This is a genomic window from Pyrinomonadaceae bacterium (assembly GCA_036277115.1).
Taxonomy (GTDB): domain Bacteria; phylum Acidobacteriota; class Blastocatellia; order Pyrinomonadales; family Pyrinomonadaceae; genus UBA11740.
Genome location: DASUNM010000023.1, coordinates 443,453 through 460,256 on the forward strand (window position 1 = coordinate 443,453; position 16,804 = coordinate 460,256).

At 57.1% G+C, this 16,804-nt stretch carries 10 protein-coding genes; 3 read left to right on the plus strand and 7 right to left on the minus strand.

The annotated features are described in order from the left end of the window. Positions 1 to 28 precede the first annotated feature (28 nt). Both VFX97_08850 and VFX97_08855 read left to right on the plus strand, forming a co-directional pair. Positions 29 to 5,845, plus strand: coding sequence for a HAMP domain-containing protein (locus tag VFX97_08850; protein ID HEX5703290.1), 5,817 nt, complete (start codon positions 29 to 31; stop codon positions 5,843 to 5,845). After that, positions 5,842 to 8,046 carry a response regulator gene (locus tag VFX97_08855; protein ID HEX5703291.1) on the plus strand — a complete coding sequence of 735 codons (2,205 nt, stop codon included), beginning with the start codon at positions 5,842 to 5,844 and terminating at the stop codon, positions 8,044 to 8,046. The genes VFX97_08850 and VFX97_08855 overlap by 4 nt, the downstream gene beginning before the upstream one ends. Before the next feature lie 86 nt (positions 8,047 to 8,132). Here the strand turns inward: VFX97_08855 and VFX97_08860 are convergent, their stop codons facing one another. The 5 genes from VFX97_08860 to VFX97_08880 all read right to left on the minus strand — a co-directional run bounded on the left by VFX97_08860 (position 8,133) and on the right by VFX97_08880 (position 13,304). Next, positions 8,133 to 8,708 carry a GNAT family N-acetyltransferase gene (locus VFX97_08860; GenBank protein ID HEX5703292.1) on the minus strand — a complete coding sequence of 192 codons (576 nt, stop codon included), beginning with the start codon at positions 8,706 to 8,708 and terminating at the stop codon, positions 8,133 to 8,135. A 55-nt stretch (positions 8,709 to 8,763) separates the two neighbouring features. Then, positions 8,764 to 9,678, minus strand: a complete 915-nt coding sequence (xerD, locus tag VFX97_08865) for a site-specific tyrosine recombinase XerD (GenBank protein HEX5703293.1) — start codon at positions 9,676 to 9,678, stop codon at positions 8,764 to 8,766. Positions 9,679 to 9,807: 129 nt separating this feature from the next. Beyond that, positions 9,808 to 10,824 carry a hypothetical protein gene (locus VFX97_08870; GenBank protein ID HEX5703294.1) on the minus strand — a complete coding sequence of 339 codons (1,017 nt, stop codon included), beginning with the start codon at positions 10,822 to 10,824 and terminating at the stop codon, positions 9,808 to 9,810. Between the two features lie 39 nt (positions 10,825 to 10,863). Continuing rightward, positions 10,864 to 12,603 carry an NAD+ synthase gene (locus VFX97_08875; GenBank protein ID HEX5703295.1) on the minus strand — a complete coding sequence of 580 codons (1,740 nt, stop codon included), beginning with the start codon at positions 12,601 to 12,603 and terminating at the stop codon, positions 10,864 to 10,866. A 95-nt stretch (positions 12,604 to 12,698) separates the two neighbouring features. After that, positions 12,699 to 13,304, minus strand: a complete 606-nt coding sequence (locus tag VFX97_08880; protein ID HEX5703296.1) for an inosine/xanthosine triphosphatase — start codon at positions 13,302 to 13,304, stop codon at positions 12,699 to 12,701. A gap of 46 nt (positions 13,305 to 13,350) precedes the next feature. Here VFX97_08880 and VFX97_08885 point away from each other — a divergent pair, with 46 nt between their 5' ends. Beyond that, positions 13,351 to 14,565, plus strand: a complete 1,215-nt coding sequence (locus tag VFX97_08885) for a LeuA family protein (GenBank protein ID HEX5703297.1) — start codon at positions 13,351 to 13,353, stop codon at positions 14,563 to 14,565. 55 nt (positions 14,566 to 14,620) lie between these two features. Here the strand turns inward: VFX97_08885 and VFX97_08890 are convergent, their stop codons facing one another. Next, positions 14,621 to 15,655, minus strand: a complete 1,035-nt coding sequence (locus VFX97_08890; protein HEX5703298.1) for a DUF4388 domain-containing protein — start codon at positions 15,653 to 15,655, stop codon at positions 14,621 to 14,623. Positions 15,656 to 15,697: 42 nt separating this feature from the next. Then, on the minus strand, positions 15,698 to 16,792 hold the full coding sequence (locus VFX97_08895; GenBank protein HEX5703299.1) for an energy transducer TonB: 1,095 nt from the start codon (positions 16,790 to 16,792) through the stop codon (positions 15,698 to 15,700). Positions 16,793 to 16,804: the final 12 nt, after the last annotated feature.

The window sequence follows — 16,804 nt, forward strand, 5'->3', positions numbered from 1 at the left end:
ACGACTTCCAGGTACTCGGAAGGAAAATATGCGAGCTCAAATTGCTACCCAGAACTCTATTAATTCGAAGCTACTACTGAAGACCCTCGTCGCTTTTAAGAAGGGTGACTTTTCGGCGCGCCTGCCCGGTGATTGGACTGGCGAGGCCGGCAAAATTGCGGACACCCTGAACGACATCATCGATTTAAGCGACAAGATGGCCAAAGAGTTGGAACGCGTCAGCCGCGTAGTCGGCAAGGAAGGAAAGATCATGCATCGCGCCGCGGTGCCGGCTGCGGCCGGTTCGTGGTTAAGGCTGGTTGATTCCACAAACCTGCTGATTGACGACATGGCGCGGCCGACCAGCGAAATGGCGCGCGTGATCGGCGCGGTGGCAAACGGCGACCTGTCTGAACGCATGAACCTCGAAGTCGACGGACGACCGCTGAAAGGCGAGTTCCTGCGGACAACGAAAGTCGTTAACTCGATGGTGGACCAGCTCGGTTCGTTCGCTTCCGAAGTGACGCGCGTCGCGCGGGAAGTCGGAACCGAAGGAAAACTTGGGGGCGAAGCGAAGGTCAAAGGCGTCGCCGGTACTTGGAAGGACCTAACCGATAGTGTGAACTCGATGGCGGGCAACCTCACGGCGCAGGTCCGCAACATCGCCGAAGTAACGACTGCCGTCGCTAACGGTGACCTTTCAAAGAAGATCACCGTAGACGTAAAAGGCGAAATCCTGGAACTGAAGAACACCATCAACACGATGGTGGATCAGTTGAACTCGTTCGCGTCCGAAGTAACACGCGTGGCGCGCGAAGTAGGTACGGAAGGAAAACTTGGCGGCCAGGCCGATGTGCGCGGCGTCGCCGGCACCTGGAAGGATCTGACCGACAACGTCAATTCCATGGCCAGCAACCTCACGGGCCAGGTACGAAACATCGCCGAAGTCACGACCGCGGTCGCGAATGGCGACCTGTCCAAGAAGATCACGGTAGACGTCAAAGGCGAAATCCTCGAATTGAAGAACACCATCAACACGATGGTGGACCAATTGAACTCGTTCGCGTCCGAAGTAACGCGTGTCGCGCGCGAAGTTGGAACGGAAGGAAAACTCGGCGGTCAGGCGCAGGTGATGGGAGTGGCCGGAACCTGGAAAGACTTAACCGATAACGTGAACTTCATGGCCGGCAACCTTACCGGCCAGGTTCGTAACATCGCCGAAGTTACCACGGCGGTCGCGAACGGCGACTTGTCCAAGAAGATCACGGTAGACGTAAAGGGCGAGATTCTGGAACTCAAAGACACCATCAACACGATGGTGGACCAACTCAACGCTTTCGCTTCGGAAGTAACCCGCGTGGCGCGCGAAGTAGGTTCGGAGGGCAAACTCGGGGGCCAGGCGGACGTGAAAGGCGTGGCCGGAACCTGGAAAGACCTGACCGACAGCGTGAACCTGATGGGCGGCAACCTCACCGGGCAAGTCCGCAACATCGCTGAAGTGACCACCGCCGTCGCGAATGGCGACCTATCCAAGAAGATCACCGTCGATGTGAAAGGCGAGATTCTGGAACTCAAAGACACCATCAACACGATGGTGGACCAACTCAATGCCTTTGCGTCGGAAGTGACGCGTGTGGCGCGCGAAGTTGGTACGGAAGGAAAACTCGGTGGTCAGGCGGACGTGCGCGGCGTCGCGGGAACCTGGAAAGACCTGACTGACAGCGTGAACTCAATGGCCGGCAACCTGACGGCTCAGGTACGAAACATTGCCGACGTTACCACCGCGGTGGCGAAGGGTGATCTGTCAAAGAAGATCACCGTCGACGTGAAAGGCGAAATACTGGAACTCAAAGACACCATCAACACGATGGTGGATCAGCTGAGCTCATTCGCTTCGGAAGTAACTCGTGTCGCCCGCGAAGTCGGAACGGAAGGAAGACTCGGCGGTCAGGCGCAAGTGATGGGCGTCGCCGGCACCTGGAAGGACCTGACCGACAACGTGAACTTCATGGCCGGCAACCTCACCGGCCAGGTTCGTAACATCGCGGAAGTCACCACCGCGGTGGCAAACGGCGACTTGTCCAAGAAGATCACGGTAGACGTAAAGGGCGAGATTCTTGAACTCAAGGACACTATCAATACGATGGTGGACCAGCTCAATGCCTTTGCGTCGGAAGTGACGCGCGTGGCCCGTGAAGTCGGCACGGAAGGAAAACTGGGCGGCCAGGCATCGGTGCCCGGCGTGGCGGGCACATGGAAAGATCTCACCGACAACGTGAACTCAATGGCCAGCAACCTCACCGGCCAGGTCCGCAATATCGCGGACGTCACGACCGCGGTCGCGAACGGAGACCTCTCGAAGAAGATTACGGTAGACGTCAAAGGTGAAATTCTCGAGTTGAAGAACACCATCAACACCATGGTGGATCAACTCAATTCGTTCGCGTCAGAGGTAACGCGCGTGGCGCGCGAAGTGGGTACTGAAGGCAAACTCGGCGGACAAGCCGACGTGCGCGGGGTCGCCGGCACGTGGGAAGACTTGACCGACAACGTGAACTCGATGGCCAGCAACCTGACTGATCAGGTCCGCGGCATTGCGCGCGTTGTCACGGCGGTCGCCAACGGAGACCTGAAACGAAAGCTGACGGTGGAAGCGAAAGGTGAAATCGCCGAACTCGCCGACACCATTAACAACATGACCGACACGCTCGCGACCTTTGCCGATCAGGTGAGTTCAGTAGCGCGCGAGGTCGGTGTGGAAGGCAAACTCGGCGGCCAGGCAAACGTGCCGGGTGCGGCTGGAACGTGGCGCGACCTGACCGACAACGTCAACGGTCTGGCGGCGAACCTGACGAATCAGGTGCGCGCGATCGCGGAAGTATCAACGGCCGTGACCAAGGGCGACCTGACGCGTTCAATTACGGTGGAAGCGCAGGGCGAAGTCGCAGCGTTGAAAGACAACATCAACGAGATGATTCTCAACCTGAAAGAGACCACGCAGAAGAACACGCAAACCGACTGGTTGAAGACCAATCTCGCCAGGTTCACGCGCATGCTCCAGGGGCAACGCGATATGAAGACGGTGGCGCAGATGGTGCTTTCTGAACTGGCGCCACTGGTCGACGCGCAGCAGGGCGTCTTCTACGTCAATCACAGCGATAACGGCGACGCGACGATGAAGCTGCTGGGCGGATACGCTTTCAACAAACGAAAGAATCTGGCGAATGAGTTTCAGGCGGGCGAGGGGTTGGTGGGCCAGTGCATGTTAGAGAAAGAACGCATCCTGGTCACGAACGTGCCCTCGAGTTACGTCCAGGTAAAGTCCGGTTTGGGCCAGGCGGCGCCTAACAACATTGTCGTTCTGCCAGTGCTGTTTGAAGGCGAAGTAAAGGCCGTGATCGAGCTTTCGACGTTCCACTCGTTCAACGACACTCACCTCACCTTCCTCGATCAACTAACCGAGAGCATCGGAATCGTGCTTAACACGATCGAAGCGAACACTCGAACCGAAGATCTTCTGTTGCAGTCACAGTCGCTGGCCGGCGAACTTCAAAGCCAGCAGGACGAGCTGAAGAAAACCAACGAGCAGCTCGAGCTCCAGGCACAATCGCTCCGCGAGTCTGAAGACTTGCTTAAGAGTCAGCAGGAAGAGCTGCGGCAGACGAACGAAGAGTTGCAGGATAAAGCGGCGCTGCTGGCGCGGCAGAAGGCCGAAGTCGAAGCCAAGAACCGCGAGGTCGAAGAGGCACGCTGGGAGATGGAAGAGAAAGCCGAACAGCTCGCGCTCACCTCGAAATACAAATCAGAATTTCTGGCGAATATGTCGCACGAGCTGCGCACGCCGCTCAACAGCATGCTGATTCTCTCGCGTCAGTTGGCGGAGAATGGCGAAGAGAACCTTTCGGCGAAGCAGGTGCAGTTCGCCGAAACGATTCATTCTTCGGGATCAGATTTGCTGTCGCTGATCAATGACATTCTCGATTTGTCGAAGATCGAATCAGGCATGATGGGCATCGAGGTCTCAGACGTCTCAGTCCATGACGTTACGGATCAACTCGAACGAAGCTTCCATCAACTGGCACAGGATAAGAACATCGACTTCTTCATCGAGTGCGGCGACGAGCTTGAGCGGACTATCGCTACGGATGAGAAGCGTCTGCAGCAAATCCTGATGAACTTGTTGTCGAACGCTTTCAAGTTCACCGAGCAAGGGAACGTGGTGTTGAAAGTCAGTCCGGCGCCGAGCGACGAGAAGTACTATCTTGAAACTTTGAACCGCGCGACCGACATCATTGCCTTCTCGGTCAGTGATACCGGCATCGGCATTCCCGCTGAAAAGCAGCGAATTATTTTTGAGGCCTTTCAGCAGGCCGACGGCACGACCAGCCGCAAATACGGCGGCACCGGGCTGGGCCTTTCGATCAGTCGTGAGATTGCCCGCTTGTTGGGCGGTGAGATTCGCGTTAGCAGCATGCCAGGCGAAGGCAGCACCTTCACGCTGTTCCTGCCGCGGGAATACGTTCCTTCGCGCGCAGTAGCACCCACGGCGGCAAAACGAAGTGGGCGGCCACGGAAAATGGAGGCGGCGTGGACACCGGCCGAAACTTTCAACACGCAGGCTCTTTTACTCGAGGATGATTCGCCAATCGTGGACGATCGCATCGATATTGAGGAAGGCGATCGCGTCGTTTTGATTGTTGAGGACGACGCGAACTTCGCCACCATTCTTGTCGATTTGGCGCACCAGAAGGGTTTCAAGTGCCTGGTGGCACAGTCGGGGAACGTGGCCCTCGCGCTCGCACACAAGTACAGCCCGGCCGCAATCACACTCGATATTCGGCTACCGGATCGAGACGGCTGGACGATTCTTGATCGACTGAAACATGATCCGCGCACGCGACACATTCCGGTCCATATCATCACCGTCGAAGAACAAAGGCGCCGCGCGCTGCGGCAAGGCGCGTCAACCCTTTTGAAGAAGCCTGTGACGAACGTTGACCTCGCACAGACCTTCGATCACATCAATGACTTTCTGGCACGCGATGCCCGCGAATTGTTGCTGGTCGAAGACGACGATGCGCAGCGCATGAGTCTGATCGAGTTGATCGGCAACGGCGACGTGCGCACCACCGCCGTAGCCACGGGTCAGGAAGCGTTGCGGCGACTGAAAGAAAAACGTTTCGACTGCATGGTGCTCGACCTGAAGCTGCCGGACATGACTGGCTTTGAGTTGATCGAGCAACTGCAGGGCGATCCGACGCGCGCGAATATTCCGATCATTGTCTACACAGGCAAAGAGCTGACCCGCAAAGAGGAGGTGCATCTTCGCCGAGTGGCGGCGTCGGTGATCATCAAGGAGGCTGACTCGCCGGAGCGGCTGCTGGCTGAGACCGCGCTTTTCCTGCATCGCGTCGAAGCAAACCTGCCCGAGCCGAAACGCCGCATGCTGGAGCAACTCAAGCGGCGCGATCCCGTGTTGGCCGACCGCAAAGTCCTTATCGTCGATGACGACGTGCGGAACATCTTTGCGCTCACGAGCGCGCTTGAGGCTTACAACATGAAAGTTGTCCACGCCGAGAATGGGCAGAAGGGGATCGACCTGCTCAAGGCCAGTCCCGGTATCGAAGCGGTGCTTATGGACATCATGATGCCTGAAATGGACGGCTACGAAGCAATCAGCGAGATCCGCAAAATGGACAACTTCAAGAGTCTGCCCATCATCGCGCTGACGGCTAAGGCGATGAAAGCCGATCGCGACCACTGTCTCGAGGTGGGCGCGTCGGATTACATTTCGAAGCCGTTGGACATCGATCAATTGTTCTCCCTTTTACGCGTTTGGCTCTCGCGGAAGGACGACGATTCGTGAGTAACTTCAAAGTGGGCGAACGTATCAACATCCTGATGGTGGACGACAGTTCCACCAATCTGCTGGCGCTGGAGGCTATCCTGCACTCGCCGGATCGAAACTTGATTCGTGCCAGTTCGGGTGAGGATGCGCTGCGTTATTTGCTGAGCAATGATGTGGCGGTGGTGCTGCTCGACGTTTACATGCCGGGGATCGACGGTCTGCAAACGGCCGAGCTGATTCGCGGCCGCGAAAAATCCCGCGACATTCCGATCATCTTTCTGACGGCGAACACGACCGGACACGCGCATCTGAGCCGCGGCTACTCGCTCGGCGCAGTCGATTACATCGTTAAGCCGGTCGACCCGGCGATTCTGCGGTCAAAGGTCAATGTGTTTGTCGAGTTGTTCAAGAAGGCGCGTGAAGTAAAACGCCAGGCACAGCTTCTCGAGCAACAGAACAAAGAGATCAAGAATGCAAACCTCGAACGATTGCGGATGCTCATCGATCTGGGTCATGAACTTGCGGCTGAGCGCGAGCCTGTAGCCGTGCTGCAAAAATTCTGCCGTTCCGCGCAGCGCATCATTGAGGCCGAAGAAGTAACCGTCGCGATGCTTTCCGACGATGAACGGACCACGCGGCACTTTTTCCGGTGCGACGGAAAGGGCAACATTCACGAAACGGGCGAACTTCCAAACATCATTGAGAAGGCGCTCGACCGTGTGGTTAACGAGCGGGTGCCGGTGCGCCTCGACGAGTCGAGCGACTTACTGTTTGAGGAGGACTCGGGTGCACATTCAGTGCGTTCGTTTTTAGGCGCCCCGATAATTTCCGCCACGGCACTTCGCGGGTGGTTTTACCTGCTGAATAGTCGCATTGCCGACGAGTTTACCGAGGCCGACGAGCGTCTGGCCGCGACATTTGCCAACCACGTGGCCGTCGCTTACGAAAACGCGAGCCTCTACGCCGAATCGGAGAATCACGCAACCGAACTCCGCATGGAGATGGCCGTCAGAAAGCAGGCCGAGGAAGAACGCGCGCGGCTTCTGGTGCGCGAACAGGCGGCCCGTGAAGAAGCCGAAGCCGCAAACCGAAACAAGGATGAGTTTCTCGCGACGCTTTCTCACGAGTTGCGCACGCCCCTGACAGCGATTCTGGGTTGGAGCCATTTGATACGCACGAAAAAGTTGAACGACAGCGAGCTCACGCGCGCTCTTGATACGATTGAGCGAAACGCACGCTCGCAATCGCAGTTGATCGACGACCTGCTCGACGTTTCGCGCATCATCACCGGCAAATTAAGCATCGATCGAGGCCGGGTCGATGTTTCGAAAGTGATCGAGACCGCCCTGGATGCCATCCGTCCGCTGGCGGATGCGAAGGAGATCGAGTTTACCAATGCCGCTCCCGCGACGGACATCGCCATCCTCGGCGATCCGAACCGGCTGCAGCAAATCTTTTGGAATTTGTTTAGCAATGCCGTGAAGTTTACGCCGCGGGGCGGACGAGTAAGCATCAAGACGGCCATTTACGATTCGCGCGTGAGCGTTTCCGTTACCGACACCGGCATCGGAATCAGACCCGAATTTGCCCCATTTATTTTCGATCGATTTCGGCAGGCGGACGGCTCAACCACGCGCGAACACGGCGGACTCGGCCTGGGACTGGCTATCGTGCGCCACCTCGTTGACCTTCACGCTGGCGAAGTTGAAGTCACCAGCGAGGGCCCCAATCGCGGATCAACTTTTACCGTGACGATTCCGCTGGCCCTCAATAACGTTCTCGTCGAGAGCGACACCAAGCTTTACGAAACTGCCGGCAATTGTGTTTTCAATGCCCACCTGTTGGACGGCGTAAAAGTTCTGGTGGTAGACGATGAACCCGACTCGCGCGACTTGTTGATGACGATTCTGACGAGCTGCGGAAGCGATGTGCGCTGCAGCGATTCAGCGGCAACGGCGATGCTGGAATTCAACGAGTGGAATCCGGATTTGCTCGTCAGCGACATCGGGATGCCTATCGAAGATGGCTACAGTCTAATTCGAAGGGTCCGGAAGCTAACGTCGCATCACGCGCGCATTCCCGCCGTCGCCTTAACCGCGTATGCGACAGATGAAGATCGCTCGCAAGCTCTTTTGGCCGGGTTCCAGATGCATGTCCCCAAGCCGATTGAGCCGGAAAGCTTTGTCACCTCAATCGCCTCAGTACTTGGACGAAAGTGAAAGGTTGAGCTCGAGCAGCGCAATGCGGAAGAAACTGACTTCTTCTTCCTAGCTCCGGTCTCCGCGTCTATTATCCTACTCACCGCTCACCGCTCACTGCTCACTGATTCCACTTCGTACTTCTCAGTTTTGAACGGCCGAAACCCGCGTTTCAAATAATTAGGTAACGCGGCGGGATCATCCAGCGTGCAGGTGTGCAGCCACACTCGGTTCGCGCCGTCCGCCCAGGCCTGTTGCGTCGCCGACGTCAACAGATGCTTGCCGAGTCCGCGACCGAGGAATTGCGGAAGCAATCCAAAGTAAGCCACCTCAGTTGAGCCGTCTTCACATTTTCTCAGTTCAAAATATCCCGCCCGCTCTTTGTCGTAAGTCATCACCCATACGGAAATCTCGGATTGCGCCAGGTGCGCGCGAATATCGTCGTCGGTCCACGGCAGACGATCAATCCAGTGATAGTTTCGGCCGACTTCCACGTAAAGCCAGCGAAACAACTCGATGGGACAGTCCTGCTGCAGCTCGATGCTGATTAACGGATCTTCGAGCTTTGCCGCTAGCAGTTCAGACGGATCGCGCATCTCGAGGTACGTGCGCGTAACTTCGGTGGTGGCCTTGAGGCCAGTACCATCCGCGTGAGCGGATGGGTCATACGATCGATCTACCATGTTTGATTGACTCTTTGCTCCATCCCCTCACGGGGATGGTACTGACTTCACATCTTCACTTAGTCTTGGTTCCACCCGCAGCACGCGCCCGCGGATGGAACCGATCGTACGCCTTGCGCATGTGCAAGTCGGTGATATGGGTGTAGATCTCAGTCGTTGAAATATCGCTATGGCCGAGCAATGCCTGCACTGACCGCGAGTCCGCGCCGTGCTGCATCAGGTGCGTCCCAAAGCTGTGCCGCAGAGTGTGCGGCGAGATGTCGGGCACCTCTGCTGTCGCCGCGTGGGTCTTGATGATGCTCCATGCTAATTGGCGCGTCAGTGCGCGGCCGCGATTCAGAAACAAAATCGGATTGTTGCTGCCCAAGCGATCGCGTACAGCGATGTATCGCTGTAGCCAATGCACGGCGCTTTTGCCAATCGGGATGCGGCGCTGTTTGCTTCCCTTCCCGTGACACGTGACGATCGCGCCATCCAAATCGACATCCGCGACGCGCAGTCCGCACATTTCCGAAACGCGCAAGCCGGCTGCGTACATCACCTCGAGCATCGCTCGATCGCGCACGCCCACGTCGATTTTGATGTCGGGCGCGCGCAGCAAACGCTCCATCTCTTCTTCAGTCAGGAACTTCGGCAGGTGTGAGCTGCGTTGCGGGGTGTGAATGTCTTCTGTGGGATCGCGTTGCACGTGCCGATCCAGCATCAGGAAACGAAAGAAGCCGCGGGCCGCGCTGACCGCACGGGCGATCGACGACGGCGCCAGGCCTTCCCGCGACATTGACGCAATCCACTCGCGCAGATCTTTCCGTTCGAGCTGTTCAATTCGCTTTCGTTTGGTGTCAGCCCAGGTCTTCAGCCGGCTAATGTCGCGGGCATAATTCTGGAGAGTGTTGCGTGAGAGACCTTTCTCGACCTGGATATAGGTAAGAAATTCGCGCCCGAGATCGCGCGTGACAGAGTTCTCCGCCATCGGGCGCGATGTTAGCACAGGTAAGAGAGTTGCTGATCCTTTCGGATTAGTGCGGCGTCAGAGTACCAACTTCAGTTGGGCACTTCCGAAACAAAACCCCGACTAAAGTCGGTACTCTAACAAGCGCCGTTACGGCTTGGGCGCGGGTTTGTATTTGTCGATCAACTGCTGCATCCCGGTGGTCGAATTGTTGTGCCGGTATTTGTAGTAGTTCTCGAGATCCTGAAGATACTGTTGCCGCACCTGCGCCAACGCCGCGTTTCCTTCCGACAGCGCGATCGCGTGAGCGTACGCATCGATCACCGTGTCGAGCAGCGCTTCGACTTTTTTCAGTTGTGCGTCTTTGGGCGCGCCCGCCGCCATCGATTGATAGGTCTTCGCTGCCGCCTGGTACTCGTCGTTCAGCAACGCTGCGATCATTACAAAGTTGAAGGGATCGGACGGCGCGATCTGAGACGCCTTTACGTATTGCGCCTTGGCTTCCGCTGAAGAGCCCTTAATCATATAAAGCAGACCCAGTGACTGGTGCAGCGAGGGCACAGTGGTCGCTTTGAATCGCTGCCAGCTGGCCTCGTCAAAGTCCGCCGGCTTCTTGTTGGCATCGGCCAACGCGATCGCTTGCGTACCATAGCGAATTGATTGATCGATAAACTTTGTATTTTGCTTTTTCGCCTGCTCAGTGCCGATAGATACCAGCTCAACCAAGACTTCTATCGCTTCCGGATGGCGCGTCAGGAAATCTGAACCTTTAGTGAATGCCTGGTCGAGCTGATTCGCGTCGGCCAAAGCATCGACAACCACCGGCATAACCGTTGTTTCATCGGCCGGAGTGCTGAACATAGTTTGAAGCTGTTGCGCCAGCGTCAGCTTCTGGGCCGGATCTTTCACTTCCCGAATTTTATTGGCGAGCTCCAGTACGACCTGATCGCGGATCGCGGTCTTCGGGTACTTCTTTATCAGTTCAGCCGCAGCCGCGAGTTTTGCGGCTGGGTCAGGTGCTGCGGTTATCTTGTCGACCAGCTTTCCCTCATCCGGGGCCAGCTTGGGTTGCTGAGGGGTTGGGCTTGGTGTCGGGGTTTGCGCGAACGTCACGACGTTAATAAACGCGACGAGCGCGATCGCCAGAATGAATGCTTTTCTCTTCATGATGTCACCTTTCAATTCTGTTTATTATGACTAATCCGGTTAGGCTTGCCCAACCACACCGGCGCACCACGATCTTTGGTCACGGCGATAACGATGGCTGATCGGCCGGCGGCGTCCGATGCCAATCGCGTTTCGCGAAATGATAAGTGTGGGTGGCAACTGCCGCCGCTTAAACTCGTTGGCCGGCGATTCGACACGATTGAGAATGTCGTAAACCAGCGCAGGCTCGTGACCGGCGGCCACGATCTCTTCCGGCGATTGTTTCTGCTCGAAATAAAGCTTCAGCACCGGGTCGAGTTTGTCGTACGGCGGCAAAGACTGATCGTCAAATTGGCCCGGCGCCAGCTCGGCTGACGGCCGCTTGTTAATAATTGATTCAGGAATGATTTCGCGTTCGCGATTGTATAGCCGCGCCAGCTCGTAAACTTCCGTCTTAAGCACGTCGCCCAGCACCGCGAGGCCGCCATTAGTGTCGCCATACAGCGTGCAGTAACCGAGGGCCAGCTCAGACTTGTTGCCGGTCGAAAGCAACAGCCGGCCTTCGGCATTCGACATTGTCATCAGAATATTTCCACGCAGACGCGACTGCAGATTCTCGACGGCAATCTCGAGCGCGCGGTCGGTTGTCTTGCCGGCTTCCGGCAGGTCAAGCTCGTTCCGCAATGCGTCAAACGCGTCGTTGATCGGCCGTTCGATTACTGTCATTCCGAGCCGTCGCGAAAGTTCAACTGAATCGTCAATGCTTGAGCGAGAACTGTAGGGTGATGGCATCATCACGGCCAGCACGTTTTCCGGCCCGATCGCTTCACACGCGAGCGCGGCAACCAGAGTCGAATCAATGCCGCCCGACAGCCCGAATACCGCCTTGCTGAAGCCATTCTTGCTCGCGTAATCGCGAATCCCGAGCACCAGCGCCTGACGCACGGTGTCGGTGTCATCGCCCGACAGGCAACGCGCATCGGGAACGCCGCACTCAAGCTCGACCGTCTCAACGAATTCTTCGAACGGCGGCGCCTGCAGGACGATTCGGCCTTCCGCATCGGAAATTATGCTGGCGCCGTCGAAGATGATTCCGTCATTCGCGCCGATCAGGTTTACAAAGACAATCGGGACGCGTGCAGTCTTCGCGCGATGCGAAACCATGTCGCAACGCACGCGCATCTTGCCTTTATTGAAGGGCGACGCGTTGATCGAAACCAGAAGGTTCGCGCCCATCTCAATGAGCTCTTGCGCCGGATCGTTTTGATAGAGCCGCTCCTTCCAGAACGTCTTGTCATTCCAAAAGTCTTCGCAGACGGCAATGCCGACTTTGGTCGCGTCGGAACCCCGACCTGTCGGGTTCGCGGGCGAGCAAACATCGAGGTCCAGATCAAAGAGACGCCGTTCACGCGCAGGTTCGAAATAACGCGGATCGTCGAAGACGTCGTACTCCGGCAAAAGCGTTTTGTCGGCGAAACCGATCAACTTCCGATCGCGAATCACCGCGGCCGAGTTGAATAGCCGGCGGCCCGTCGGCTGGTCGCTCGGACGGACTGTACCGACGATCGCCGTAATGCCATCCGTCGCTTCAATGATTTTGGTCAGGGGATCGAGCGCATGCCGAACGACGTCCGGATCGAGAAACCAATCAAACGACGTGTAACCCTGGATTGTTACTTCAGGAAAGACGACGAGATCGGATCGATCCTTCTTTGCCCGTTTAATCGCGTTGAGGATTCGCCCGACGTTTCCTTCGCAATCTCCGTTGGTCGTATTGATCTGGCCGATGGTGACGCGCATTTATGAAAGGATTTTACACTTTGCGGGCCATCGAGGCACGGAGACCCATTTTATAGGTAGTGTCTGATTCCGGCTTTGCCGGGTGGGGAGCTTTTTTACTCAGGTGCGTACAACCGTCGGTTGTAAAACGGTGCGAAGGCCGCGATCAATGCCGCTTCGAAGCTCATCGAGCGAGTAATCAAGTCGCGCGACAACACGCCCCATGCGCCTTGTTTGCTTCGCACATCGCGCACACCGGCAAAGTCGTCGATCACGATTCCTAATTCACGCTTCCCCTCTATTACGTCCTTAACGATCGCGTCCGGCACTTCGATCGACGGCGACATCCCAAAGCTGCCGCGCTCGCCATCAGTCGCGTACGCCCATCCACGCAGAAACGTGTGCCACTCGCCTTCGACCGAGATTGAATGGAACCCACCTTCAAGACCGACGTACAGATCCACCTCGAGCCTCTGCTGCACCAGTTGGTCGCGCACCGCCAACGCGCGTTGGCGCGCGCCACTCATCAACTCCCAATCCGTGAGCGGCATGGCCGGAGCGTCCGTTTTCACCGGCCGCGCCACGACGCTCGCGTCGCGCCATCCGCTGTCGATTTCGGCGATGCGCGCGATGCTGGCGCGCACGGCCATAATCTTCGCCGCCCGGTCTGAACCAAGCGCGATTCTTTCAATTCTTGTTCGTGGCGATTGTCGAGTTGACATCAACTTCGCGCGTTGTTGTAATCGAATGCCGTTGAGAGTTCAACCTATGTCGGTCTCAGAATTAATCTACGACTGGAACACGATCGAGCCGCAACTGCAAAAGCCGGGGCGTCACATTGGCTTTGATGATGAAACGTTGCGCGACGGATTGCAGTCGCCGTCCGTGTGCGAACCGCCGGTCGAAAAGAAGATCGAGCTGCTGCATTTGATGGATGCCCTGGGCATCGACACGGCGGACATCGGCCTGCCGGGCGCGGGCGGAACTCATGCGGCCGGCGTTGAAGCCATGGCGCGCGAAATTGTTGATAAGAAGCTGAAGATTCGACCCAACTGCGCCGCCCGCACGCACCGTAATGACATCATTCCCATTGCCGAAATTTCTCAGCGCGCGGGCATTGCGATCGAGGCGTGCACATTTATCGGCTCATCACCGATTCGGTTTTACGCTGAAGAGTGGACGTTGGACAAGCTTTTGAAGTTGACGGAAGAGGCCGTGACCCTCGCGGTCAGCGAAGGGTTGCCGGTGATGTTCGTCACCGAAGACACGACCCGGGCGGATCCGGAAACGATTCGCGCGCTTTACACGACGGCAATTCGCTGCGGCGCGCGCGCCGTCTGCGTCTGCGACACAGTCGGTCACGCCACACCCGACGGCGCCCGCGAAGTCGTGAAGTTTGTGCGCGGAATCATCGATGAACAGGGTGAGAAGATTCGGCTGGACTGGCACGGCCATCAGGATCGCGGCCTCGGCGTAATCAATACCATCGCGGCAATTCAAGGCGGCGCCGATCAAGTCCACGGTTCGGCACTCGGCATGGGCGAACGCGTCGGCAACACGCCGATGGATCAGCTGCTCGTGAATCTGAAGCTAATGGGCTGGATCAATAACGACCTTACGCGCCTGCGCGAATACTGCGACAAGGCGGCGGAAGCGTGCCAGTGGACGGTGCCGTTGAACTATCCGGTATTTGGCAAGGATGCATTTCGCACGGCGACGGGCGTCCACGCTGCGGCCGTGATTAAGAGTTACCGGAAAGGCGACACCGAACTCGCCGATCTGATTTACTCAGGTGTGCCGGCGGGACTGTTCGGACTCAAGCAAGTCATCGAAGTTGGCCCCATGAGCGGCAAATCCAATGTCGTGTACTGGCTGGAAAGTCGTGGCTTAGAAGCCAGCGACGATCGCGTCAATCGAATCTACGAACACGCCAAGGGTGCTTCTTCGGTCTTAAGCGAAGAGGAACTGAACGCGCTCGTATAAAAAAAGCGCGGGTCCCGCCCGCGCTTTAATCCTTACCTGAACTCCTCGTCGAAAACTAGTTAATCGGAATTGTGATCGTCGCCGACCCTGGCTTACCAGGCGGGAAACGTTTCTGTCGCGCGATGCGCAAGGCATTTGCGTCGCCGCCCGATGCCGCGGTAACTCGACCGTTCTCGTCATAGGTTACCTGGACCGTGACTCTTTTGTTCGATGCCGGCGGTGCTGGGTTCCCAGGCTGAGCAGCAGCAGAGGTCCCTTTGGCTGCCGATTCCTGTTCGAGTCTCGCGCGTTCTCGCAGCCGCGCCTCGCGCTGACGCCGCGCAAGCTCTGCGGCTTCGGTATCCGTTGAAGACTCAGTAGCCGGTGCGACTTCCAATTGAGTCTCGTCCGGTGTGGGAGTTTCCACGGGTGTTGGAGTCGTGACGGTCGCGGTGGTCGGTTCGCTTGCCTTTCGAGCAGCCTGCTGGCGTGTGTACAACGCCCAAGGGATACCTACACCCGCGATCAGTAAAAAGACGGCGGTGACAATCAGGGCCGGATGCCACCGGCGGCGGGTGAATGCGTTGTGGTCTGTGCCTGAAAGCAAAACTCCGAAAGCCTTCACATCGTCAGGCGAATCAGTCGAATTCTTTTTCGACGGTTGCGCCTTGACGGGCAGCGGAGCTGAAACCGACTCAACAGCTGCGGGGGGTGCCGTTTTAGGAACTTCCGTGAAAGTGGGTGCCGGTGGTGCCGTTTTCGGAGTCTGCTTCAGACTGGCTGCCGACGGCTGCGGAGGAACGATGCCTTCATCCATTCGCCGCAGACCTTCGAGCACCACAGAAGTCCAGGGTTGATTGATCGAATGTTCCGGAGCATCGAACTCAGCACTGAAGGTGAACGACGCGGTGGACTGCGTTAACGCGAAGTGGACCGCGTCGACGCCGCGCAGATCACCGAAACTCGCGTGAATGACGGCGCCTGACTTAAGGTAGAAGTAACCCTCACCGACGGAATAGGTCACTTTCAGCCGACCAGTTTTTCGCTGGTTGCAAAAGAATTCGATTAGTTCGGCGAGCGAAAGGTCGCTAAGTTCTCCGGTGAGTGACATTTTATTTCCCTGGGGCGCGAGTAGCGAAATGAAGGCCCAATGCTAGTTAGCCAACTTGAAGTTGTAGACGATTTTGCCGGTGACTTTCACCGGCTGTCCCGATAACTTGGTAGGTGTAAACCTTGCCCGTTGGGCCGCCTGGACCGCGCTGTCGCGGAGAGCCGCGGGGCCCGAAATGACTTTCGCCGACAAAACTTTTCCGTTCTCGTCGATTACCACTTCTACGTCCACTGTACCCTCGACTCTTGCTCGGCGGGCGTTATCCGGGTAAACCGGCGGCGGCAGACTCAACGCCGCGCCGTTCAGCACACCACGCGAAACAGTTGTCCGCGGAGCCGGCGACGGCGGCGGCGGGGCGCTGTCGACGGGAACCTTCTGATTGGTGGTGAACGATAGGGTCCGCACATCGGCGAACATGGGCGAACCATACTGTCCCGTAAGGGTGACCGGCGAACGACGGCTGAATTGAAGTGGCGCCAGTGTTTGCTGCGGCGACGGCTTAGGATTTGTATTGGCGCCATTTGTCGCTCCGGTGACCGGAGTCTTGACGGACGCTGAAGTGTTTGCGGGCTGCAGCAAGTTCGTCATTCTCGCGTCCAAATAGTACGAGATGGTTCGATAAGTAACTTCGACCGGTTCGAAAGCGACCGTGCCGTTCTCAACCACCGCCACTGAAGTCGTCATCTTCGTCCAATTGCCAAGAGAGTCGTAGTCGTATTTGTAAGTCTCTTTACTGACCATCGAGCCATCGGATGCCATCAAGGTCATCTCACTGATATTGCCCTTATCGTCGTACTTGTAGACTTCACGGCCGGTAGGAGCAGCCCCAGCAACTGGAAAGTACTGATTTACCGTTTTCACGCCCTTGAGATCGTATTCAGCGGCTTCCAACAAAACACGCTTGCCGTTTTCAATCAGCTTTCCTTCGGTCGTGCTGACTTTGGTTACTTCTGTGCGAATGCGTCTTACTGGTCCCAGTAAGCCATCGCGTGTGCGATCGTTTTCGTTCGCGGCGGAGGTCGGCTGCGGTTGATACCCGCTTCCTTTCGCCGTCATCGGACTTTGCGCTGCGACCACGAGAGCGTGGGTGGTTAGTAAGAACGTTAGAAAGAGAATTCTGCCGAATTTGATGGTCATTGGTGTGTGCTC